General features: G+C 44.4%; 18 protein-coding genes. 7 read left to right on the top strand and 11 right to left on the bottom strand.

Features of this window, described 5'->3' with window-relative positions; translation table 11 throughout:
- Positions 1-16: 16 nt before the first annotated feature.
- The 7 genes from ACO067_RS04895 to ACO067_RS04865 all read right to left on the bottom strand — a co-directional run bounded on the left by ACO067_RS04895 (position 17) and on the right by ACO067_RS04865 (position 6,319).
- The gene (locus tag ACO067_RS04895) at positions 17-514 is read right to left on the bottom strand and encodes a hypothetical protein (protein WP_421871401.1); all 498 of its coding nucleotides are present in this window, start codon (positions 512-514) and stop codon (positions 17-19) included.
- A gap of 55 nt (positions 515-569) precedes the next feature.
- A complete protein-coding gene (locus tag ACO067_RS04890; RefSeq protein WP_421871399.1) occupies positions 570-1,064 on the bottom strand; it encodes a hypothetical protein in 495 nt (164 codons plus the stop codon).
- Between the two features lie 157 nt (positions 1,065-1,221).
- Positions 1,222-1,818 carry an ABC transporter ATP-binding protein gene (locus ACO067_RS04885; protein ID WP_421871397.1) on the bottom strand — a complete coding sequence of 199 codons (597 nt, stop codon included), beginning with the start codon at positions 1,816-1,818 and terminating at the stop codon, positions 1,222-1,224.
- Positions 1,819-1,820: 2 nt separating this feature from the next.
- Positions 1,821-2,603 (bottom strand): acyl-ACP--UDP-N-acetylglucosamine O-acyltransferase, encoded by a 783-nt coding sequence (lpxA, locus tag ACO067_RS04880; protein WP_421871395.1) that lies wholly within the window; start codon positions 2,601-2,603, stop codon positions 1,821-1,823.
- Positions 2,600-3,994 (bottom strand): bifunctional UDP-3-O-[3-hydroxymyristoyl] N-acetylglucosamine deacetylase/3-hydroxyacyl-ACP dehydratase, encoded by a 1,395-nt coding sequence (locus ACO067_RS04875; RefSeq protein ID WP_421871392.1) that lies wholly within the window; start codon positions 3,992-3,994, stop codon positions 2,600-2,602. The genes lpxA and ACO067_RS04875 overlap by 4 nt, the downstream gene beginning before the upstream one ends.
- 19 nt (positions 3,995-4,013) lie before the next feature.
- Positions 4,014-5,066, bottom strand: coding sequence for a UDP-3-O-(3-hydroxymyristoyl)glucosamine N-acyltransferase (lpxD, locus tag ACO067_RS04870; protein ID WP_421871390.1), 1,053 nt, complete (start codon positions 5,064-5,066; stop codon positions 4,014-4,016).
- Positions 5,063-6,319, bottom strand: a complete 1,257-nt coding sequence (locus ACO067_RS04865) for an HD domain-containing protein (protein ID WP_421871388.1) — start codon at positions 6,317-6,319, stop codon at positions 5,063-5,065. Before ACO067_RS04865 ends, lpxD begins: the two co-directional genes overlap by 4 nt.
- Positions 6,320-6,502: 183 nt before the next feature.
- Here ACO067_RS04865 and ACO067_RS04860 point away from each other — a divergent pair, with 183 nt between their 5' ends.
- Genes ACO067_RS04860 through ACO067_RS04850 form a run of 3 tightly spaced genes read left to right on the top strand, consistent with a single transcriptional unit; the run spans position 6,503 to position 9,697 of the window.
- On the top strand, positions 6,503-8,056 hold the full coding sequence (locus ACO067_RS04860) for a PglZ domain-containing protein (RefSeq protein ID WP_421871386.1): 1,554 nt from the start codon (positions 6,503-6,505) through the stop codon (positions 8,054-8,056).
- Complete coding sequence (gene tsaE / locus ACO067_RS04855) at positions 8,053-8,478, top strand: tRNA (adenosine(37)-N6)-threonylcarbamoyltransferase complex ATPase subunit type 1 TsaE (protein WP_421871384.1); 426 nt, start codon at positions 8,053-8,055, stop codon at positions 8,476-8,478. The genes ACO067_RS04860 and tsaE overlap by 4 nt, the downstream gene beginning before the upstream one ends.
- Positions 8,471-9,697: an alanine dehydrogenase gene (locus tag ACO067_RS04850; protein ID WP_421871382.1), complete on the top strand. Its 1,227-nt coding sequence runs from the start codon at positions 8,471-8,473 to the stop codon at positions 9,695-9,697. The genes tsaE and ACO067_RS04850 overlap by 8 nt, the downstream gene beginning before the upstream one ends.
- A 54-nt stretch (positions 9,698-9,751) precedes the next feature.
- Here ACO067_RS04850 and ACO067_RS04845 read toward each other — a convergent pair whose 3' ends face one another.
- The 3 genes from ACO067_RS04845 to ACO067_RS04835 form a co-directional block, all read right to left on the bottom strand.
- A complete protein-coding gene (locus ACO067_RS04845; protein ID WP_421871380.1) occupies positions 9,752-10,615 on the bottom strand; it encodes a CPBP family intramembrane glutamic endopeptidase in 864 nt (287 codons plus the stop codon).
- A gap of 143 nt (positions 10,616-10,758) precedes the next feature.
- Positions 10,759-11,394, bottom strand: coding sequence for an RBBP9/YdeN family alpha/beta hydrolase (locus tag ACO067_RS04840; RefSeq protein ID WP_421871378.1), 636 nt, complete (start codon positions 11,392-11,394; stop codon positions 10,759-10,761).
- Between the two features lie 25 nt (positions 11,395-11,419).
- Positions 11,420-14,101 (bottom strand): valine--tRNA ligase, encoded by a 2,682-nt coding sequence (locus ACO067_RS04835; protein ID WP_421871376.1) that lies wholly within the window; start codon positions 14,099-14,101, stop codon positions 11,420-11,422.
- Between the two features lie 222 nt (positions 14,102-14,323).
- On the opposite strand from ACO067_RS04835, the gene ACO067_RS04830 reads away from it, so the two are divergent.
- From ACO067_RS04830 to ACO067_RS04820, 3 genes are all read left to right on the top strand, one after another.
- Positions 14,324-15,460, top strand: coding sequence for an MFS transporter (locus tag ACO067_RS04830; RefSeq protein WP_421871372.1), 1,137 nt, complete (start codon positions 14,324-14,326; stop codon positions 15,458-15,460).
- 71 nt (positions 15,461-15,531) lie between these two features.
- Entirely contained in the window at positions 15,532-16,803 is a 1,272-nt protein-coding gene (fahA, locus tag ACO067_RS04825) for a fumarylacetoacetase (RefSeq protein WP_421871370.1), read from the top strand.
- Positions 16,800-17,699 carry a flavin reductase family protein gene (locus ACO067_RS04820; RefSeq protein ID WP_421871368.1) on the top strand — a complete coding sequence of 300 codons (900 nt, stop codon included), beginning with the start codon at positions 16,800-16,802 and terminating at the stop codon, positions 17,697-17,699. The genes fahA and ACO067_RS04820 overlap by 4 nt, the downstream gene beginning before the upstream one ends.
- Here ACO067_RS04820 and ACO067_RS04815 read toward each other — a convergent pair.
- Entirely contained in the window at positions 17,662-21,345 is a 3,684-nt protein-coding gene (locus ACO067_RS04815) for a response regulator (protein WP_421871366.1), read from the bottom strand. The two genes, ACO067_RS04820 and ACO067_RS04815, sit on opposite strands and share 38 nt — an antisense overlap.
- 222 nt (positions 21,346-21,567) lie before the next feature.
- On the opposite strand from ACO067_RS04815, the gene ACO067_RS04810 reads away from it, so the two are divergent.
- Entirely contained in the window at positions 21,568-22,572 is a 1,005-nt protein-coding gene (locus tag ACO067_RS04810) for a PorP/SprF family type IX secretion system membrane protein (RefSeq protein WP_421871364.1), read from the top strand.
- Positions 22,573-22,577: the final 5 nt, after the last annotated feature.

The following is a 22,577-nucleotide window of genomic DNA, read 5'->3' as shown; positions in this document are numbered from 1 at the left end:
AGCAGCTTAGCGAATGTTAAGCTGTTTTCAACATTTTATTTCTTGAGATTTTGAGATCAAAATGACTCAGAATGACACGGCGAATCGCATAATACAAGAACTTGTTATTCATGCCTTGTCGTAGGATACAAGCCTTTAAGATAGAGCGGTACACTTCAGGCTTGGTACAAAAATGCTTCACCCACTCATCAAAGGTCTCAGACCAGTTTTCAGCATACACTTCATAGTGTGAGCGACCATCCCAGATTATTTCCAGTTGATTGTTGCCACGCTCGAACCGATAGATGGCCGATAGGATAGCGTATAGTTCCTGCAGGAAAGAGTAGTCATATTCCTTGATACTCTTTAGTTTTTTGATAAATGCATCTTCCAGGCCCATCGGGTTTTCCAGCAACATATAAGTCTTATAAGCCACTTCAACCCACCTTTTAAGTAGCTGAGGTTCTACGAACCCTTGTGCTGCTCTTAAGATCGTATTCTTGTCCTGATCGAAGTATTTGTCCTGGTAGTGCATAAAAAAAGGAACGGCTGGGCCGTTCCTCAAAGTTATAAATATTGTGCTAAATCTATTACTGTGGTACTAACACAAATACCCATGTGCCGTAGAATCCAGCAACTCGTGCACCTGGATCTTCTACACTAAACTCCAATCTAAGTTGAGTAGGTGTGTCAGGATTATCGAGCGTTGCGGTCATGGACACTCCATCACTTCTTACGATCGTTCCGGTGTTTGCACTCTCATCTTCACCATCAAACGTCCAGGTTACATTCTCTCCCCAAACGTCCGTTGCTTCTGCGCCTTCTTCCGTTGGTACTCCAGATACTGAGTAACCTCCCTGATCTGTATCATTGTTGTAAGAGAACCCAATGCTGAAACCTTCCCATTCGGTACGGTTGGAGCCATCAAAGGTAACTTCTGAAGGGACCCATGTTGCAGACAGTAGAGCTGCTGCTACTTCATCACGTGGATCTGGATCTTCTTCCTTATTCTTTTTCTTACAAGAAATAAAGATTACTAAAGAGCAAAATACTAAGGCAGTTAGTAGTTGTGTGAATCTTCTCATAATTCGATTGTGTGATAATAATTTTTCTGTTGCACTCAATGCAACCTATTCAAAAGTATAGGATTTAAAGGATTTAACCTATGATTATTTTGTGTAACACTATTTTTTTCGTGTAAACCAAAAAAACAACGCTTAACCCATTCCAAATAGTGTCCTACTATTTGAAATTTTCGACGAAAAGGTTCTTTTTCGCTTCCTGGATCTCAAATTCCTGATTGGAGGCGACTATTAGCGTCCTTTCACCCTTGTTAGCTAGGATGAGCTTCTGATACCACGCTTCACCACTTTTGTCAAGATTGGAAGTGGGTTCGTCCAGAAAGATGGTGTTTGCTTCATAGAAAAATGCCAATGACAGTCGCAACCGCTGCTTCATACCAGAGGAAAACTCCTGTACGAGTTTATTTTCACTTCCTTCCAGACCAGCAAGTTCTATCATTTCTTCATAATTCATGAGAGGCTGTTTGAATCGTGAATGGAATTCTAAATGCTCTAGAAGCGTAAATTCGTCAATCACGTTTTGGTAAGGTGCCACAAAACCAAATTGCGTCTGGAGGTCTTCCCCATCCTCAGCGTAGTGGACGTTACCTTCTGACGGAGTGATAAACCCACTGATAATTTGCAACAGTGTGGACTTACCTGAGCCATTATGACCTGTGATAGAGACCATGTCTCCTGAGTAGATCTGAAAATCGATTTTTCTAAAAATCCAATTGCGATTGAACTTCTTTCCTATGTTGCTTAATTCAATGTCCATAACTAATCTTGACCACCACGCATAAGCCCACGGCTAGAGTCTTCTATAAACCGTATGATTTGATCTCGTTCCAGGGTTGGTTTGAGCTCTGTTTTTATTTTTTCCAATGCATCCGAATTATTCAATCCTGAGACGTAAAAGATGCGATAGATATCCTGCAATTCATTGATTTTCTCATTGGAATACCCTCGTCTGCGCAAACCTATGGAATTTACACCCATATAAGAAAGTGGGTCTCTTGCCGCGGTTACATATGGAGGTACATCTTTTCTTACAAGCGAACCACCCGATATCATCGAGTGACCACCAATCTTTACAAACTGATGAACAGCTGTAGTGCCTCCAATAAAGGCATATTCTCCAATATGGACGTGCCCGGCCATCTGCACGCTATTTGCCAATATTGCATGATCACCAATCACACAATCGTGAGCAATGTGTGTGTAAGCCATGAGTACCACCTGATTCCCAATTTGTGTATTTCCACGATCTAGTGCTGTTCCTCGATTGATCGTTACACATTCTCTGATGATCACGTCATTGCCGATCGTAATGGTCGATTCTTCTCCCTGGAACTTTAGATCCTGCGGTTCACCCCCAATGACCGCCCCGGGGTAAACCTGACAGTTATTGCCAATGGTAGTACCTGATTTGATGGTTACATTAGGTCCTATTTGACAATGATCTCCAATTACGACCTGATCAGCGATGTAAGTAAACGGCTCAATACGCACGGAATGACCAATCTTGGCTCCCGGATGGATGTAAGCTAAGTCCTGACTCATAGATCTTTTCTAACGATGCTGGCGGTCATGATTCCTTCACACACCAGGTTGTTACCCACATAAGCTGCACCTTTCATTTTGGCAAAGCCTCGCCGTATGGGCTGCATCAGTTCCAGTTTCATGACCAGGGTATCCCCAGGAACCACCATTTTGCGGAATTTGAAGTTTTCGATTCCCAGAAAGTAGGTCCAGTAGTTTTCTGGGTCGGGGACAGTGTTAAGCACCAGTATACCACCTATCTGAGCCATGGCCTCCACCTGTAGCACTCCTGGCATTACTGGATTGCCTGGGAAATGACCTGAAAAGAAGGGCTCGTTCATGGTCACATTTTTAATCCCTGCTACCTGTTGATCATCCAGATGAAAGATTTTGTCAATCAGCAAGAAAGGATATCGATGAGGTAGGATTTTGGATATTTTGTTAATGTCCAGCACGGCCGGTACCTTAGGGTCATACTGAGGGATGTTAACGTGACTCTCCTCAGCCATGATCTTTTTTAGCTTTCTGGCAAAAGCTACGTTGGTGCTGTGTCCCGGTCTTGCCGCTAGTATTTGTGCTTTGATCGGCCGCCCCACAAGTGCCAGATCTCCCAAAACGTCCATAAGCTTGTGTCGAGCGGGTTCATTAGGGTAATGAAGTTTTTCATTGTTCAGAATGCCTGGCTCGTAGTTTTCCACTTTGGACTTACCTAGCAGCTTGGAGAGGTATTCAATATCAGTAGCTTTTACTTTTTTATCAACTACTACAATGGCATTGGACAGGTCTCCACCTTTGATCAACCCATGCTGGTGAAGCTCTTCCAGCTCATGCAAAAAGCAAAATGTACGGCTCTTGGCAATTTGCTTGCAGAAGTCCGAGAGTGTATTAAGTGATGCATGTTGGCTACCCAGTACCTTGGAGTTGTAATCCACCATGACGGTAATCCGATAATCGTCAAGTGGTAAAGCCGCAATCTCCACGTCCAGTTCCTTGTCCTGATAGAATATGCTTTCCGGTATCTCGAAGAAGTTGCGTTGAGCATTTTGCTCTTTGATGCCTACAGACTGAATGGCCTCCACAAAATCATTGGCACTACCGTCCATGATTGGAGTTTCGGCATTATCTAGCTGAATGAGAATGTTATCAATCTCCATACCGACCATGGTGGCCAACACATGTTCGATGGTTTGTACCTGTGCACCATCTTTTTCCAGGGTAGTACCTCTATTGACCTCTACCACCAGATCTACATCAGCAGGTATGATCGGCTGATCCGGTAGGTCTACGCGCTGGAATTTGATGCCATGGTTCGGCCGGGCGGGTACGAATGTAATGGTGGATTCCTCGCCGGAATGAAGTCCGATTCCAGATAGACTGACAGATTCTTTGATGGTTTGCTGATAGAATTTCATGCTGTGTAATCAACCGGAATCATTTGCCGGACATCAAATTTAGAATTTTTCCCTCAAGTTCGTCAATCTTCTTCAGAAGCTCTGGCAACTTCCTGTAAACTGCGTACGCTTTCAAATATTCCTGACGATCAATAGCCGGAACGCCAAAAAGAATCTGGTCTGACCGGGTATCTTTGGTGATGCCGGATCGGGCACCAACTTTGGTGTAATCGGCAATTTCAATATGTCCAACAGTACCTACCTGTCCACCTATCATCACATGCTTGCCTACTCTTGCCGATCCCGAAATGCCCGTCTGAGAGGCGATTACCGTGTGCTTACCTATTGCTACATTGTGAGCGATCTGCACGAGATTGTCGATTTTGACTCCATCCATGATTTTGGTAGTCCCCACAGTGGCACAATCAATGGTGGTGTTGGCACCCACATCCACATGATCTCCCAACTCCACATTCCCAATTTGAGGGATGTTGGTGTAGGATCCATCTTGTCTCGGCGCAAACCCAAATCCATGTGACCCAATTATTGCTCCGGCTTGAATGGTGCAGGATTTACCGATGATTGTTTTTGGATAGACTTTGACTCCTGGGTAAATGATCGAGTGGTCGCCAATTATGGTCCCATCACCTATATAGCTGTGAGGATAGATCTTGACGTGATCGCCTATTTTTACCTGCTCACCCAAATAGCTGAAGGCTCCCAGGTAGGTATCTTTTCCGAATGATGCTGATGCAGCTTGAAAGCTGGGTTGCTCTATTCCAGTCTTTACTGTGCACGTCAGTTTTTGAAATGTTTCAAGTAAAGCAGTGAAGGCCAGGTAAGCATTGTCAACTTCGATCCTCGTCAGCCCGTTAGGGAAGGAGGTTTTCTGAAAACTTTCATCCACAAGGATTGCTGAAGCCTCAGTGGATGTTAAATACTTGCGGTATTTTGGGTTGGAAAGAAATGTGATGCTTCCCCTTTTAGCCTGCTGGATTTCACTGATTGTATAGATGTGCTCATCACCATCTCCCGTCACCTTTCCAGAGAGTAGCTTCGCTATTTCACTTATGGTCAGTTTGAATTCTCTCATCCCTGCTGAACGTCGAATAGGCCTTTAGGTAGCTGTAGGTTTTTCGGAAAGCAGAGGTAGTGTTTCTTCACAATCTTGCTCATGGCTTTGATATTGGGTAAATCAGTAGCCTTAGCTACATCAATAATCTGACCACTTTTCATTAGGATATTGATACTCCCGCCTTTGGCGATGTAGGCCGCATTACTGATCGAGTCTTTCTGTATGAAATACTTAGCCTCTGATGATGTGTAACCTTTGTCAATAATAGCTTGCTGGACAGTGTCAATGATGTCAGAAGAAAACTTATCATTGGACAGTTGGATACCGAATAGCTTTCTGGTAAGTAACCCATGACTCAGGTCACTCAATACCGGATCTTCATGAGACTGCCACATTTTGATAGAGCCCCAGATGTCCGTATCATCCAGCATGGTGAAAATACCCAGCAAGTCTGGATCATCCAGAAATTCCTGTTTGGTGATGTCCCGCTCCATGAAAATGCTAAGAGCAGGTGTGGCTGGAATGCTTTTGCCAGACTGAGTGAGCTTTTTAGCTCTTTTAATTAGAGAAATGAGCATAGCTTCTGCCGCTACGGACGTTTTGTGTAGGTACACCTGCCAATACATTAGCCTCCGTGCGCTTACAAAATTCTCGATGGAGTAAATACCCTTTTCTTCTACCACCAGTTGGTCGTCTACCACATTGAGCATTTTGATGATACGCTCTGCACCAATGGTTCCCTCATACACTCCTGTGAAAAAACTGTCACGTTTCAAGTAGTCCAGACGGTCTACATCCAGCTGACTGGAAACCAGTTGGTGTAGAAACTTTCGATGGTAAGTGCCAGTAAAAATTTGCTTGGCCAGTTCCAACCGGCCTCCAAACTCTTTATTAAGTCGGTCAAAGATCCATAGGGAAATTTGCTCGTGATGCACACCTTTGAACAATGAAAACTCGAGCGTGTGTGAAAACGGTCCGTGACCAACATCGTGCAGTAGTATGGCTACCAGCGCAGCTTCGTATTCTGCATCAAAGATCATCACACCTTTGCTTCTCAGTGTGTCCAGCGTCTTTTGCATGAGATATGTGGCACCAATGGCATGATGAAATCGGGTATGATGAGCACCAGGGTAAACCAGATCGGTGAGGCCTAGCTGCTTGATTCGCCGCAAACGCTGAAAGTAGGGGTGCTCGATGATATCAAAAACTAAATCATTGGGAATGTTGATAAATCCATAGACCGGATCGTTTAGAATTTTCTTTTTGTTCAAAACAGCAATCGGTTTTAGTTTCTGATGGTTCAATGTTTTAAGAATGCGTGCGTTTTAATAAATGTTAAAAGCGTTCGTTTTCCTAGTATTGTGTAAACTTAGTTTAGAATAACACGTCTAGCAGATTGGAAGTCAAAAAATCCTTTGGATTTAGACATTTTAGAAATTACTTAATAGAGATAAATGCAGCAGTATCGAATACTTTGGGCAGATGATGAGATCGACCTTTTGAAGCCTCACATATTATTTTTAGAAAATAAGGGGTTTGAAGTGACTCCTGTCAATAGTGGCTCCGATGCGTTGGATGAGATCGATCACAATCCTTTCGATATTGTTTTCCTGGATGAGAATATGCCAGGCATGACTGGACTGGAAACACTAAACTACATCAAGTCCACACACCCCAATATGCCTGTGGTGATGATCACCAAAAGTGAGGAAGAGCAGATCATGGAGGAAGCCATCGGGGCGAAGATTGCCGATTACCTCATCAAACCACTTAATCCAAATCAGATTCTACTGAGTGTAAAAAAGCTGCTGGACAACAAGCGAATTGTCTCCGAACACACCAACCAGGGTTACCTCCAGGAATTTCAAAAGCTGACTATGGACGTGGAGGACTTGGAAGACTTTGACGGCTGGGCAGAGCTGTATCGTAAGCTGGTTTATTGGGATCTGGAAATAGACGAAACAGAGGATAAAAGTATGCATGACATCCTCAATGACCAACGGTCACAGGCTAATTTGCGGTTCTGTGATTTCATAGAGGATCACTATTATAATTGGCTGAATAATCCCGATGTGGATCGACCACTCATGTCACATCAAGTGCTGAAGAAGCGCGTTTTTCCGTTGCTCAAGTCTGGTGACCCGGTGTTTTTGATTGTGATTGATAACCTCAGGTTCGATCAGTGGGAGATCATCCAACCGGATATAGCGGAGCTGTTTGAGGTGACAAGTAAGGATCATTATTACTCCATTTTGCCAACCACTACGGCTTATGCCAGAAACGCGCTGTTTGCAGGGATGATGCCTTTGGACATAGCCAAACAACACCCAAACCTCTGGGAAGATGAGGATAGTGATGAGGGAAAGAACTTACATGAAGAAGAGCTGCTGGGCAAGAACATTGAGAAAGAGCGACTGGATATCAAGTATTCCTACAATAAAATCATTAAAGCAAGTGATGGGAAGCAACTGGTAGATGGTGCCAAAAACCTGATGAATAATCAGCTGAATGCTATTGTCTACAACTTTGTGGATATGCTTTCTCATGCACGTACGGACATGCATATGATCCGAGAGCTCGCTCCTGATGAGTCGGCTTACAGGAGTATCACCAAGTCCTGGTTTCAGCACTCCTCACTGTATGATCTGCTTCGGTTTTTGAGTAACCAAAAGGTAAAAGTAGTGATCACCACCGATCATGGGACCATTCGAGTAAAGAAACCTTATAAGATCATTGGGGATCGAAATACCAACACCAACCTTCGGTACAAGGCAGGAAAGAATCTGGCATTCGACGAAGAAGGGGTGATGTATACTCGGAAGCCGGATGAGTTTCGTCTGCCAAAAGTAAACGTGAGCACATCCTTTGCATTCGCACGTGAAGACTTTTTCTTTGCCTATCCAAACAACTTCAACTACTATGTTAATTTTTACAAGGACACCTTCCAGCACGGAGGCGTTAGTATGGAGGAAATGATTATCCCAATAGTGGAGCTTGAGCCGAAATGAAACAATACACCGTAGATGATGAAAACGAATTGCCTGCTGTAGCGCAGGAGATTCTTCCATTGCTTAGTGAGCACGAGATTGTCTGCTTTCAGGGAGAAATGGGTGCTGGCAAAACTACTTTCATTAAAGTCCTGTGTGAAGAACTAGGCGTGGTAGACTCCATGAGCTCACCTACATTTTCTATCGTCAATGAATACCGCGATGAGGAGGATAATCCCATTTACCACTTTGATTTTTATCGGGTAGAAAAGCTGGAAGAGGCCTTGGATATTGGTGTGGAAGAATACTTCTATTCAGGAGATTTATGCCTGATCGAGTGGCCGGATATGATTAAGCCTTTGATTCCTGAAAATCACCTCGAAATAAGTATTAAATTAGTAGGAGATAACTCACGTGAAATAACCATCAGATCGAATGGCTGATCAAATGAAATCTGGTTTTGCCCAGTTGGCGAGGGAGCAGAGTTTATACCCTCAGGAAGCACCTGCTAAGATTAAGAAGGGTTCTAAATCCTTATTTATTGGTGTGCCTAAGGAAGTGTCCCTGCAGGAGAGCCGTGTGGCACTGAAGCCAGAGTCTGTGGAAGTGCTGACGAGCAATGGTCACGAAGTTTGGATAGAAGCGGGTGCCGGAGAGTCGGCTCATTTTTCAGATAATGAATACAGTGAGGCTGGTGCGAAGATCGTGGAAGACACCAAAGAGGTATTTGGAGCGCATGCAGTATTGAAGGTGGAACCACCCACCATGAAGGAAATCGAATACCTCAATAACGGATCGACGATTATCTCAGCTTTTCAGTCCGGACGACAATCAGTTGACTACATCCATGCATTGAACAAGAAGAAGATCACGGCCATTGGCTATGAATTCATCGAAGACAAGGTGGGTGGTTTACCACTGGTTCGTGCGATGAGCGAAATAGCCGGGAGCACCGTCATGTTGATTGCCGCGGAGCTGCTGAGCAATACCAACAAAGGCCAGGGAATTATTCTTGGTGGCATTACCGGAGTACCACCTACTCAGGTGGTAATACTTGGTGCTGGTACCGTTGGTGAGTATGCCGCAAGAGCTTCCATTGGTTTGGGAGTGGATATCCAGGTGTTTGACAATCACATTTACAAACTCAGAAGAATCAAGCACGCTTTAGGACAGCAGATCCATACCTCCACCATAGACAATGCCACACTGACCAGAGCCATATCCAATGCAGATGTGGTGATAGGAGCTATCAGAGCTGAGAAGGGACGAAACAAATGTGTGGTTACCGAAGAGATGGTGAGTCTGATGAAGCCAGGATCCGTGATCATCGATGTAAGCGTGGATCAGGGAGGCTGTATAGAGACGAGTGAGATGACCAGCCACAAAAAGCCGACTTTCAAAAAGCACGATGTAATTCACTACTGTGTGCCCAACATTGCTTCACGGGTGGCGCGTACTGCCTCCATAGCTATATCGAATATTTTCACGCCGATGCTACTCCATGCGGCTGATGCGGGTGGTATCGATGAGATGATCTTCAACCACACCTGGTTCATGCGTGGGGTTTACACCTACCGAGGAAGTATCTGCAACATCCACTTGGCCAGAAAATTCAATCTGGGCTATAAAGATTTGAATTTATTGATGGCCGCCAGGTTTTAGGGTGATTCGTTGAAGAAGGCGAGCATTATAAATGCCGAATTTTAAGAGTCCTCGTTACAATCGAGGACTCAAGTCAAGGGAACCCTGAGTTAACTTGATATAAAGGTAACTGAGACCAAGCATAATCAAGAATCCCATCAGACCCATCAGCCCGGCTTCCGGACCATATTCACCACCATTAATTAAAGAATTTCCATCGTTAGTAATCGAAAACAAAGCTTTACCTGCTTTATTACCACTCATGGTGAAGCCTAGCATACTTTGAGTGATGTTCCAGCTGGCGTGCATGCCTATCGACAAACCCAAGCTCCTGGTCAGGACAAAAGGTATGCACCATACAAGACCATTTAATGTAAGCAGTGTTACAGAAATAAGCGATGCATGATGGTTACCAAGATGTGCTAAACCAAATGCCACGGAAGATATGAATATGGAAGTACTTAGAGCCTTGATTCCGTTTTTATAGTTAAATGATGAACGAATTGTGGTAAGCAAATAACCTCTATAGAGACTCTCTTCAAGAATAGCGACCAGCAGCATGTTAATGGTGAAAATTAAAAAGGAGTTGCTATTCATAGCAGCCTTCCTACGAGTCAATTCGATAGTTTCAGAGAATAAACCAATCACAAGCATCAGTCCGACTGCTAGTACACCAATTATTAATCCGATGAGCAGTTGGATAAGGCTCTTTCGTGATATTTGTAGTCCATAGTTTACAACTGGTAATTTATCTAGTAACCTTGCATTCAGATGGATTCCTACCCATAGGATGATGACGGCACCTAGGAACTGGAGTGTTTTGTCTTCCAGAAGTATCAATGGAAAAACAGCGCTTACGAGTAGTCCGACAAAGAGGAGTACTCTCCAGACTGTTCTTAACCGTTTATCAGAGGCATAAAATATCTCTTTCCAGTTCATGCCTGAATTTATACCATAATTTAAAAACCATACAATTAGCTTTTCACCAACAACGAGTTATTACTCCCCAGCTAGTCCGCGTTTGTAACGCGGACTATAAAAATAGCTCATTTTAAATGAGGAAAAGTCCACTAATCAAAGCCTCACAAAAACTGCTTCAGCAACCTTTTTCCCTCCGTCCAGGCGCCAAAGCCATCTTTAGGTGTAAGGTGGCCGGCGTTTTCCAGTACTTGCAATGTGCACTGCCAGTCTACAGCAAGTTCTACTGCCTTAGGAAAATCAATGGCCGTGTCGTTGGTGCTAGCCACTAGTATGGAGTGAAATGGTAGTTTTTTGTTGGGAATCTCATGGAAGTTTTTCAACTCCTCCGGACAGTCGGGATGCTGAGGGTCACTGGGGGTTACCAGCAGTGCTCCTTTGATCTGAAGATCGTATTGATGTACTGCATGGACAAAAGCTGTAACGCCGATGCTATGTGCTGTCACCAACACGTCAGGACCAGCTTGCTGGATTACCTGGGCTATTTTGGGAACCCAATGCTCTTTGGTGGGATGCTGCCAGTTGTCTTGCTGGATGCGGGTAAACACAGAAGGGTCACTGGCTTCCCAAATGGTTTGCCAGTGACCCTCTCGTGAATTTTTCCAACCTGGAATGTTGAGTACTTTCATTTTTAGAAATCGTGCCAGATAAAAGAAAAGACCCTGAAACGAGTTCAGGGTGACACCTTGGATCGGAGAGTCATTCAGAATTGAGCGGTCGTGCTGAACTTGTTTCAGCATCTACTCCTTCTCTAATTGCTTTCTCTTAACTCAGTGATGCAAGACTAGCCTCCAGCGAAGCGATTTTAGCTTCCGCATCAGCCTTTTTCTTTTGCTCCATCGCAACGACCTGTTCTGGTGCATTGTTTACAAACCGTTCGTTACTCAGCTTTTTCTCCACGGACTTCAAAAACCCTTTGGTGTACGTCAGTTCTTCGGTGAGTTTGGCTTTTTCCGCTTCCACATCTATTTCCTCAGAAACTGGAACGAACAACTCATGTGATTTCACCACAAAACTGAAACAATTCTCGGGCTTTTCAGTGGTGATGATTGGGTCACAAACGTTTGCTAGCTTCTTCAGAGATGAGCCGAGTTTGTTGATCACAGCTTCCTGATCGGTTTTTACAGACAGATCCAACTCCTCTTTTGGAGAGATCCCTTTGCTGCTTCTGAGATTCCGAACATTGGAAGTGATTTCAAAAAGCAGTTCCGCTTCATCCAGAATGGATTGGTCAAAGTCCTTTGTTTCCGGCCAGGCTGCTTTGATCAGGCAATTTTCCTCAGATCGTTCTTTGATGCTATGCCAAATTTCCTCGGTAATAAATGGCATGAACGGATGCAATAGCTTCATCACCTGTTCAAAGAAATCCAGGGTTTTCGCATGAGTTGCCTCGTCTATCGGCTGCTCGTAACCAGGCTTGATCCACTCTAGGTACCAGCTGCAGAAGTCATTCCAAACCAGCTTGTATACGGTCATGAGTGCATCGGATAGTCGGTACTTGGCGAAATGATCTTCCAGTTCTGCCTTCGCCTGATTGTATCGGTTTTCGAACCACTCAATAGCCACTGCATTCACTTCCGGCTGTGCTTCATGAGTGATATCCCAGCCTTTTACCAGACGGAAGGCATTCCAGATCTTGTTCGCAAAGTTTCTTCCCTGCTCCACCAGTTTTTCGTCGAACAGTAAATCGTTACCAGCAGGGGAGGAAAAGAGCATCCCTGTGCGTACGCCATCAGCCCCATATTCCTTGATCAGGTCCAATGGATCTGGAGAGTTGCCCAGCGATTTGGACATCTTTCGACGTTGCTTGTCTCGCACGATTCCCGTTAGGTATACATTTTTGAATGGCTTATCGCCTTTGTACTCGTAACCAGCGATGATCATCCGTGCCACCCAGAAGAAGAGAATCTCTGGAGCCGTCACCAGTGTATTGGTCGGATAGAAATAGTCCAACTCAGCATTCTTGCCATTGATGATTTTTCCACTTTCCTGATCGAAATACTGGTCATTGAACCCATCAAATACTGCTAATGGAAACAACCAGGATGATGCCCAGGTATCGAGTACGTCTTCATCCTGCTTCAAATCTGCTGTAGTTAGGCTTTTGTTTCCTGACTTCTCCTGAGCGAGTTGTAGTGCGCTTTCAAGACTATCAGCAACTACAAAATCATCCTCGCCTTGACCGTAGTAATAAGCGGGAATTCGTTGCCCCCACCAGAGCTGACGTGAGATACACCAGTCACGGACATTATCCATCCAGTGGTTGTAGGTGTTTTTAAACTTTGGCGGATGTAAAAGAATCTCATCATCCATCACTACCTGGTGAGCTGTTCGGGAGATTTCTTTCATTTTGATGAACCACTGTAGCGATAGTTTTGGCTCTACTACTGTGTTGGTTCGCTCGGAGCGACCAATACGAGTAGTGAACTGCTCCTCTTTGATCAGGTGTCCGGCCTCAGTAAGGTCTTTGACAATTTCTTTTCGAACGACAAATCGATCCTTGCCTACATATTTTGGTATGCCACACGCTTCGTTCAAGGTACCATCCAGGTTGATGGTGTCGATCACTTCCAGATTGTGACGCTGACCGATTTCATAGTCATTAGGATCATGCGCTGGAGTAACCTTCAGACATCCTGTTCCAAAATCCAGTTCTACATAAGTATCACCGATGATTGGGATCTCACGTTCTACGAATGGAACAATAGCTTTCTTGCCGATGAGATGTGCATGGCGTTCGTCATTTGGGTTCACAGCGATTGCTGCGTCACCAAGTATAGTCTCAGGTCGTACGGTGGCGATGGTTACGTGCTCATCAGAGTCCTTAATGTGGTAATTCACATAGTAGAGGTTGGCTTGTTCACCACCTTCTTTGTAGATCACTTCTTCATTTGAGAGCGCGGTTTTAGCTTCACAGTCCCAGTTGATCATGCGCAAGCCGCGGTAGATAAAGCCCTTATTGAAGAGGTCAATGAATACTTTGATTACAGCGTCGTAGTAATCATCATCCATGGTGAAGGCCGTGCGATCCCAATCACATGATGCACCGAGTTTCTTCAACTGCTCCAGGATAATGCCGCCATATTTCTCCTTCCATTCCCAGGCGTATTTCATGAATTCATCCCTGGAGAGGTCACTTTTCTTAATGCCTTTTTCACGAAGCATGGCCACCACCTTGGCTTCCGTGGCGATGGACGCATGGTCCGTCCCCGGTACCCAGCAGGCTTCTTTTCCTTCCATCCGCGCTTTTCTGATCAGCACATCCTGGATGGTGTTGTTCAGCATGTGACCCATGTGGAGGACACCCGTAACGTTGGGTGGTGGGATGACGATGGAATAGGGCTCCTTGTTAGGATCCACTTTGGCTTTGAAAAAGCCTTTTTCCATCCAGTATTGGTACCATTTGTCTTCGGTTTGTGCCGGGTCGTATTTAGTTGAAATCTCCATTGAGAAACTTAGAAAATCTTAGTGAATTAAATCAGGCGGCAAAGTTAAATCAAAATATTGGTAGAGTGTTTCCCAATAGGAATAGATAGCTTTTGTTTAGTGTTGGTCTAAAAATCTTTGAACAAATAAATCCAAATGCTCTTATTTGTACGTACATGGGGTGTTAGGTTTAAGACAGCCTAACTTAAACTTGAAACTATCAACTTAAACTAATTATTAACCATGGAGTACAATCCCGCAATTACTCATACTTCGAATTCCGCCGCTAAATATCAGGAGAAAACCGATATTCTCTGGAAGCAATTGTTGAGTCTTGCCACTCTTTATGCTTCGGTCATTATTGGGTGGATCGCTTATTACAATTACCAACCCATCCTGTTGGAGACCTACAATTTCACAAGCCTGACCATGTTCCTGTTCATCGTGCAGGGAATCATTATGGTCATTGCTCCACCAATAGCCGGTCGGCTAGGAGATAAATTTCGTGTAACAGCTGGTAAGAGGCTACCTATTATCTCTGCTGGTGTCAGTTTTGCCGCCATGATTTTTATGGCTACTGCCTTCACACTGTTTACGGAGCCAGGACCGATTTTCAAATGGATACTGCCAGTACTCATTACGCTCTGGTTGTTTTCTATGGCCATATTTACCAGTCCGGCTATATCTACGATCGAACTGTTCGTGCCTTCTAAAAAGCTGCCAACGGCGATGGCCGTGCTGACAATTGTGTATGGATTGCTTTACGCTCTCGAACCAATTATTGTGGATTTAGTGAATTTTATTGGTGCTCCTCTGACTTTTGTAGTAGGTGGAGTGGCCGTATTCTTTAGTGGACTTTTGCTTAAAAGAAACAGCACCATCATTACCGACAAGCCGAAACCAACAGAATTAGCGAAATCAGACTTTACCTACGCATTTATTCTGGGAATTGCACTGGGTCTTGCTACCACTGTTCTTTTCAACTTGTTTCCGGCCCTCTTTGAAGAGAAAGGTTTTGCCATATTTGGTGTGACTGGTGATGGTATCGCTTCTATTATCTTGGCAGCAGTGGCACTACTCTCCTTACCAATGAGTAAGCTCACGGAGACTCGATCAGTATACATGTCCATTTTATTAAGCATCGTGGCAACACTGGCGGTAACAGCTGGTATTTTTCTGATCGACAACCATTTGATACTCACCATTCTGATCATTCTCTTCATTGTCTTTTATGCGTTGATGTCAGTAAGCTTCTTGCCTTTGGCACTATCGGTGGTCAAAGACAAACAAAAAGTATTTGGTGTAGGGATCTTCTTTGCAGGTTTTGAACTGCCAAACGGAATACTGGAAGCCATTCTCGTCTATCAGGGTAAATTCTAATTGGGTGTTTTTGTGAAACACATCTAACCATCTATCATTGCATCTATTAATTCAAGAAACAACAGAGATCAATGATAGCAGCAAATAACCCCAAACTAACATCATGGATAGCAGTACCAGCAGATTCTGATTTCCCCATTCAGAATCTGCCTTTTGGTATTATCAAAAAAGGAGATAACACCCCAAAAGCCGCTTCCATCATCGGTGATCAGGTCATTAATCTAGATGCTTTGCATCAGCTGGGGTACTTTTCCAGCATAACCCTTCCCGAAGGAATTTTCAATCATCATACACTAAACGGATTTATCGCTCTGGGCAAGTCCACTACCAATGCGGTACGTGAACGTCTGTCGGAGATTTTTCAAAAAGATAATGCAGAACTAAGGGACAATGCCGAAGGAAAATCATCGGTTTTGACGCCTGTAGGGGAAGTCGACCTTCTGATGCCCGTTCATGTTGGAGATTATACTGATTTTTACTCCAGCGAGCAACACGCAACTAATGTAGGGACTATGTTTAGAGATCCTGATAATGCACTGCTCCCAAACTGGAAACACATCCCTGTGGGTTATCACGGTCGGGCCAGCAGTATCGTGGTGAGCGGGACAGACCTTCGAAGGCCTAAAGGGCAGACCATGGAGCCTGAGGCGTCTAAGCCTTCTTTTGGGCCTACGAAACGACTAGATTTCGAATTAGAAATGGCCTTTGTCACCGGAAAGGTGAATGAGTTGGGTAACTCCATCACACCGGATGAGGCCGATGAATATATTTTCGGGTTCACTTTGTTCAATGATTGGTCTGCAAGGGATATTCAGAAATGGGAATATGTTCCTTTAGGGCCATTCCTCGCCAAGAACTTTGGTTCTTCTATCTCACCATGGATTGTGACCATGGAGGCTTTGGAGCCATTCAAAGTGGCAGGTCCAGTGCAAGAACCAGAGGTGCTACCTTATCTCAAATACACCGGAAAGAGCCATTTTGATATCAATCTGGAAGTGTTCATCCAACCAGAGGGCTCTACGGAAACGTGTGTAGCCAGATCCAATTTCCGCCACATGTACTGGAACGTGCGGCAGCAGCTGGCACATCACACAGTGAATGGCTGCAACATCAATGTAGGAGATATGTATGCTAGTGGTACCATCAGTGGCCCAACGCCTGACGCTTATGGGAGTATGTTGGAACTAGCCTGGAAAGGAACCAAGCCGTTGATGATGCCAGATGGTACCGAGCGTAAATTCATCCACGATGGAGATGAGGTTACCATGAGAGGATATGGTGAGAAAGATGGTGTGCGAATCGGGTTTGGAGAAGTGAGAACTAAAATCTTACCTGCCAAATGAAAACCTACAGAACAATTATCCCGGGAGAGTTGCCAGTTCCACAGCTACACCAGTTTTTGCTAGGAACAATAGCTCCCAGACCAATTGCCTTTGCCAGTACAGTAGATAAGGAGGGTAATGTCAACTTGAGTCCTTTTTCGTTTTTCAATGTATTTAGTGCTAATCCACCTATTCTGGTGTTTTCGCCAGCAAGGAGAGGAAGAGACAATACCACCAAGCATACCCTGGATAATGTGTATGAAGTGCCGGAAGTCACCATATCCATTGTAGATTATAGCATGGTGGAGCAGATGTCTTTATCCAGTACTGAATATGATAAGGGCGTCAACGAGTTTGTGAAATCTGGCCTCACACCAGAAGATTCGGACCTGGTCACTCCACCACGAGTGGCTGAGTCGCCGGCTGTATATGAGTGCAGGGTCATAGAGATCAAGCCACTGGGTGATCAGGGTGGAGCTGGTGTGTTGGTTATCTGTGAAGTGCTCAAGGCGCACATAGAAGAACGAATTATCCTTGATAATCAGATAGATCCTGTTAAATTAGATGCCGTATCTCGAATGGGGGGCAATTGGTACTGTAGAGCACAGGGAGATGCATTGTTCGAAATAGAGAAACCGATAAAGAATAAAGGAATGGGAGTAGATCAGATACCTGGAAGCATCAAGAACAGCAAAATACTGACTGGTAATCATCTGGGTAAGCTTGGAAATGTGGAAACCTTACCTTCGCAGGAAGAAGTGGAGGAGTTTGCAAACGAACCCGAAGTAAGTGCTATTCTGGAGTACATAGATCACGAACCAGATCAGATACAGGATGAATTGCACAAGCTAGCCGCACAGCACCTGGATGCAGGAGATGTTACTTCTGCATGGAAGGTACTTCTTCAGGACTACTGAGGTGTTTTGAGAGGATTTTGGCGAGCTGATCATAGCTGATCGGCTTGGCTAGAAAGTCGTTCATACCTACATTCATCGCCTTTTCCCGGTCTTTTTGCATGGCTCCAGCTGTTAGGGCCACTATGGGTGTCTTGGCGGACTCACTGTCAAGCTGCCGTATCCTCACCGTTGCTTCGAGACCATCCATCACAGGCATCTGCACATCCATCAATATCAGGTCGTAGGTTTCTTCTTTCGCTCTTTCGAGCGCTTCTTTTCCGTTACTGGCAGTATCCACCTGCTGATTCGATTTGTTGAGCATTTTGGTTGCTACCATGGTATTGACCATATTGTCTTCTACCAGCAGGATCTTTTTCCCTTCTGGTATGTAGATGTCTGTTGAGCCTTCCAGTGAATTCGAGTCTTTCTGGCTATGCTTGAGTGGTAATTCGATTTTGAAAAACGAGCCTTCACCCGGTGTGCTTTCCAAACTGATCTCTCCACCCATCAGACTGATGAGCTTTTTGGAGATGGCCAGACCAAGACCAGTGCCACCATATTTGCGTTTGGATCCAGTCTCTACTTGTGTAAAGCTTGAAAATACATCCTCTTGTTTGTCATACGGTATGCCAATGCCCGTGTCTCTGACACCTATAAACAGACGTGTATGGGTTTCAGAGTCTTCCAATTGTCTCAGGATCACCTCGATACTTCCAGTTTCCGTAAACTTCAAGCTATTGGACAGGAGGTTGACTATCACTTGTTTGATGCGCAGTTCATCCCCAATGAGGAGGTTGGGAATATTAGGCGCAATGGAAGCCTTCAAGTCGATTTTCTTGTGTTCTGCTTCTGGCTGGAAAGCCAACACTATCTCATTGACGAGCCTCGGTAGATCAAAATCTTCAAAGGAAATATCGTACTTTCCAGCTTCTATCTTGCTGAGATCTAGCAGATCATCGATGATATCTCTCAGTGACTCAGCCGACCGTCCCAAAATGCCCAACATTTCTTTGTTCTCCGGGTTGGGTTCGTTTTCGGAGACCAGATGACTCATCCCCAGGATCCCATTTAAGGGTGTTCGGATCTCGTGGCTGATGTTCGCGAGGAATTCGCTTTTGATACGGTTGGCTTTTTCAGCGTCGTTTTTCGCTTTTTCGAGCTCCACAGCTGTTTTTTCCTTCGCCTCCACTTCCAGTTTCAATTCCTTGGTTCGTAGGTCTATCAGTCGCTGTAGGTTTCTTTGCTTGAAGTCTGCGGCCTGTTCCCTGTAGCGCAATACGCCAAATAGTATAGCTACTGTGAGAAAAGCAACCAGAATTTTGAACCACGCAGTTTCGTAAAAGTAAGGAGCGATGTAAATGGTGAGTTTCTTTGGTTCACTCCATGTCCTAAATCTACTGACTGCCTCCACAGTGAAGGTGTATTGCTTCCCTCTGGGAATATTGGTGTAAGTGGCCGAATGATCCGTAGAGTTCATCCAGTTTTGATCATAATTTTCCAGCTTATATCGGTACTTAACACTGTCAGGACGCATGTAATCCATTGCCGTGAAGGTGATCGTAAAATTGTTCTGATCAGCCGCAAGCATCAAGGTGTCTGAGATGTCTATTGATTTGGCTAGTCCTGCGTCCTGTCCGGGCTTAATGAGTTTATCGTTGACATGCAAATGGGTAAAATTCACATTCAGGGGAAGGTCAAACTCCTTGATTTTGGCAGGATCAAAATGTGTGATACCACTTAGTCCGCCAAAATAGACACGTTTGTTCAGGGCAACTCCAGCTTTAGGGGTGAATTGTTTTCCCTGTAGACCGTCATGCAAGTAGAAGTTGGTCACTTTCAGTACACTGTCTTTGCTCGTAGTGAGCTTAGCGAGACCTGCATTGGTGGAGATCCAGACCAAACTATCAGACATGCGGATCATGGAACGGATGTCATTGGTAGCCAGCCCACTGGCTTTACTGATCATGACCTTGTCTTCTGGTTGGTCCTCTTTGATGATGACCAGTCCTTCCTGTCTGGTACCCACGATCAGCTCACCTGCCGTACTTGTACACAGATAATTGACCCATGAATTAGTCACCTTGTCGTCTTTTAGTACAATAGGCCGAGATTCCAACACATTGTTCCCATTTACTTTAAACAAGCCACTGGCTGTACCTACCCAGATGCTTCCATCTGGTAGTTCCATGATGTCATTGATATTTGGAATGGCTACTTCATCTTCTCCTATCGCAAACCTTACATCATATTCGTCTAGCTCACTTCCAAGACGTTTTAACCCTTTGGTTTGAGTGCCAATCCACAAGGCCTCATTACTATCAATAAAAACTACATTTACTTGATCTCGAAAGTCTGGATGATCATTGATCTTCTGATATCTACCAGTGGGTTCATCAAAGGTGTACAATCCTTTTTCTGTCCCCAACCAGAACAATCCGGAGGCGTCTCTCTCGATGGAAAGAATCTGGTTATTGGTGCGCACACCATTCATCAAAAAAGGATAATGAGTGAAGCGGTCTTCATCTTCGGAATAAACGGAGATACCAGATCTGGAGCCAAGCCATAGCTCATTTTTAGTCCGATCTGTGTATGTAGACAGCACATTGTAGTCCAACAATTCATCGTTCTTTGCTGAGCTCGTTTTTTGACCATAATAGTCAAATTGATTATCGGATTCGTGATAGTAATTCACTCCACCCAATGGAGTGGTCATCCACACAGCACCAGCTGAATCCTCGAATAGGTCCCTAACTTCATAATCTGAAAGTCCATAGTAATTGTTGAAATCATATGTTAAGAATTGAGAAGTAGAGTCCTCTACATTTAAGAAGGTCAAACCATCCTTTGAAGCCACCCAGATTTTGCCACTTTTTACTTCTATGGCATCATTTACCTGATTGCTGGAGATGGCAGGAGAACTCTCCGTGGTAAAGCGCGTGATCCCGCCAAGTTTATTGAGGGCCCATAATCCCTGATTGGCTGTACCGGTTATTATCTGTCCATTGGACAGTGATATGCTGGTAATCTGTACATTCTCATAACCTTCTATTGGGTCCAGTTCGAGCTCCCGAGCAAAATAGAGGCCATCTGACGTGCCCACCCATATGTGATCATTGGTGGTATAGAGCGCCTGGAAGCTGGCCGGTTTCCCGTTTTGATCCTTCCATTCAAAGGTTTTTTTGATGCTGTCAGTCTCTCTATCGTAGACAAACAGCATGTCATCAGTGGCTATCCAGAGCTGACCCAGGTGTTCTTTTACCGCATGCACCCGCTTATTGGTTATTTGTGGATGATTTTGACTCACTCTAATGAAGTTGTCAAAAGCTCGATTGTACAGCGATAATCCACTCAAAGTCCCTATCCATAAGTTATTTTCACTGTCTTCAAACAAGGTAGTGATGTAGTCATTATCGAGAGTGGTGGAGTCGTTGCGGCTGCTTTTGTATTGTATGAAGTTATACTCAGCATACGAGACAAATCGGTTCAAACCCTCTTCAGTACCGATCCAAATGTAACCCAGGTAATCCTGGTAAATAACGGTAGATTTGTCACTGGTTATTCCCCAATCCGCATATACATGATAAAACAGAGGATTTTTCGGTTGCGCAGCTAGATTGAGTATACAAATTAGGCCAACAATGAAAATTCTGAATCGGTGAAAATTCATACTTGAAGATACAAACTATTAGGAATCATGCACTCACAATCTGGAGTGAGCGAGACTAAATGCAGCATTAATACCTTAATTTAGGTAGTGAATATCTGCTAATTAATTTGAAAATTTACAAGGATTATTAATCGTCACAAGTTAAATATTGATGTTCACAAAAGAATGTTTGTAAACATGCTGACTGTTAGTAATTTGAGATTCCAACTAACCTAAGCCAACATGCGACACCACCTTCTTGTAGCTGTGCTGATATTACTGGTGATCCAGGTGGATGCTCAGGACATCCGGTTCACCCAATACTATCAGGCGCCATTGTATCTCAATCCTGCATTTACCGGAGCATCTGGTGCAGCGCGAATTGGGACCAACTATCGCAAACAGGGCACCACGGACGAATCCCAGTACGAGTCCTTCTCAGCTTTTGGAGACTATTATGTCAAAGACCTATACATCAGTGGTGGGCTGCTGTTTGTTTCTGATAGGGATCAATACAGTGGCTTCAGTTCACAGTCCATCGCTTTGCCTGTGAGTTACGATTTTTCAATCAACAAAGACATCACCGTAAAACCTGCTCTGCAGGGCTCTTACACTCGTCAGGGAGTAGATTTCAGCAGGTTTTTGTTCTCGGATCAGATTGATGCCAATGGAAATGTGACTGGTAGTGGATCCGCTGAGCCGCTAGCTGTTGATAACCAAATCAGCTTTTTTGATGTGGCTGCAGGGGTAGTTATTTATGGTGAGCGTTGGTGGGCAGGCTACGCGATGCACAACATGCTTCAGAATAATGTCTCCTTCGTGCAGGGTGGAGAGGCTATTCTGCCTGTGAGATATTCAGCGCATGCGGGATATACCTTCTTTTTGGGTAAGCATACTCGCAAGACCAAAATGAAAAAGACCATTATGCCAACTGTCAACTACATGTCACAGGGTGGTTTTTCCCAATTGGATGCAGGTGCTTTGGTTCAGCTGGAGCCCATTTTGTTGGGGGCGTTTTACCGGGGCATTCCTAATCCACTGACAGAGGGTGAGTACTCAGCGGTCTCCTGGGTTGTCGGCATCAGCAAGTTTGATTTGTCTATTGGCTATAGTTTTGACATGCCATTGAATACTCCTACTGATCCAGGTGGGATACACGAAATATCATTGACATTCCTTTTTGACCCGACAGATCCTAATGCAACACCACGGTCTGCAAAAAGGCTCAAATGTCCATTACCATACTAACTGCG

The sequence above is a fragment of the Marinoscillum sp. genome, from assembly GCF_965229915.1.
GTDB lineage: Bacteria > Bacteroidota > Bacteroidia > Cytophagales > Cyclobacteriaceae > Marinoscillum.
The sequence above is the reverse complement of the archived record's forward strand: the minus strand, read 5'-3'. Positions and strand labels throughout refer to the sequence as shown.